At 62.7% G+C, this 1005-nt stretch carries 1 protein-coding gene and 2 pseudogenes; 1 reads left to right on the forward strand and 2 read right to left on the reverse strand.

Features of this window, described 5'->3' with window-relative positions; all coding sequences use genetic code 11:
- Positions 1-112: 112 nt before the first annotated feature.
- Positions 113-259 (reverse strand): annotated as a pseudogene (locus tag SOQ14_RS14160) (GTP-binding protein); the annotation flags it as partial.
- 138 nt (positions 260-397) lie between these two features.
- Positions 398-613: pseudogene (locus SOQ14_RS14165) on the reverse strand (NADP-dependent 3-hydroxy acid dehydrogenase); the annotation flags it as partial.
- Between the two features lie 119 nt (positions 614-732).
- Here SOQ14_RS14165 and SOQ14_RS14170 point away from each other — a divergent pair.
- Positions 733-1005, forward strand: a 273-nt coding sequence (locus tag SOQ14_RS14170) for an RNase H family protein (RefSeq protein ID WP_322898776.1), incomplete at its 3' end; no start/stop codon positions are given.

Here is a 1005-nt window from a genome sequence, read left to right on the forward strand (position 1 = left end):
CAGCGGCATACACCAGCCTGTCGGCGGATCACCGCAGCTTGTCAGGTCAGGTCCGCGCTTGGTCGAAAAATCGCGCCCGCGATCAGGCTGCCGCCTCGGCCGCAAACTGCAACCGGGCAAGCCGCGCATAAAGCCCGCCGGCCTTGACCTCGCCCGCAAGGTGGATCGCGCCGCCCTGAAGCAGGAGCTTTTCGGTCAGCGTGGTTTTCCCCGCGTCAGGGTGCGAAATGATCGCGAAGGTGCGGCGGTTGGAGGTCATCTTTGGTCTCTAGATAGCAATCTCAACACCCGCTCGTGCTGAGCTTGTCGAAGCACCGTCTTTTCTTCAAGTGCGGTGCGGGGAAAGAAAAAACAGCCCTTCGACAAGCTCAGGGCGAACGGGAAAAGACAGTGCAGGCTAGTTTTCTCGCGCCACCCGGAAGCCCGCGAAGTCCTGGTTGACCGGCATCAGCTCGATCCGGTTGATGTTGAGATGCGGCGGCAGGCTGGCGATCCAGCCGATGGTGTCGGCAATGTCCGCGCCGGTCATCGGGTGGACGCCGGCATAGAGCTTGTCGCTGGCTTCCTGGCTGCCGGTGCGCACCAGCGTGAATTCGGTCTCGACCATCCCCGGATGATGCGCTCGTCACCCGCAAGAACCCGATGCAATTTTTGGAACGCTGGCAGTTTTACGACCGCGAAGGCGCGCGTGCGCTTGCCTGAACCGGCCCGCGACGCCTAGGCACGCGAGCGATGAAACAGGTCGACATGTTCACCGATGGCGCCTGCAAGGGCAATCCCGGCCCCGGTGGCTGGGCGGCGCTGTTGCGGATGGGCGCGCACGAGAAGGAGTTTGTCGTTGGCTCGGCGCACACCACCAACAACCGGATGGAAATGACCGCGATCCTCGAAGGGCTGAAAGCGCTCAAACAGCCCTGCGCCGTTACGATCCACACCGACAGCCGCTATGTCATCGACGGGATGACCCAGTGGATCTTCGGCTGGCAGAAGCGCGGCTGGCTCAAT

The sequence above is a fragment of the Erythrobacter epiphyticus genome (assembly GCF_034653295.1).
In the GTDB taxonomy this organism is placed as follows: domain Bacteria; phylum Pseudomonadota; class Alphaproteobacteria; order Sphingomonadales; family Sphingomonadaceae; genus Erythrobacter.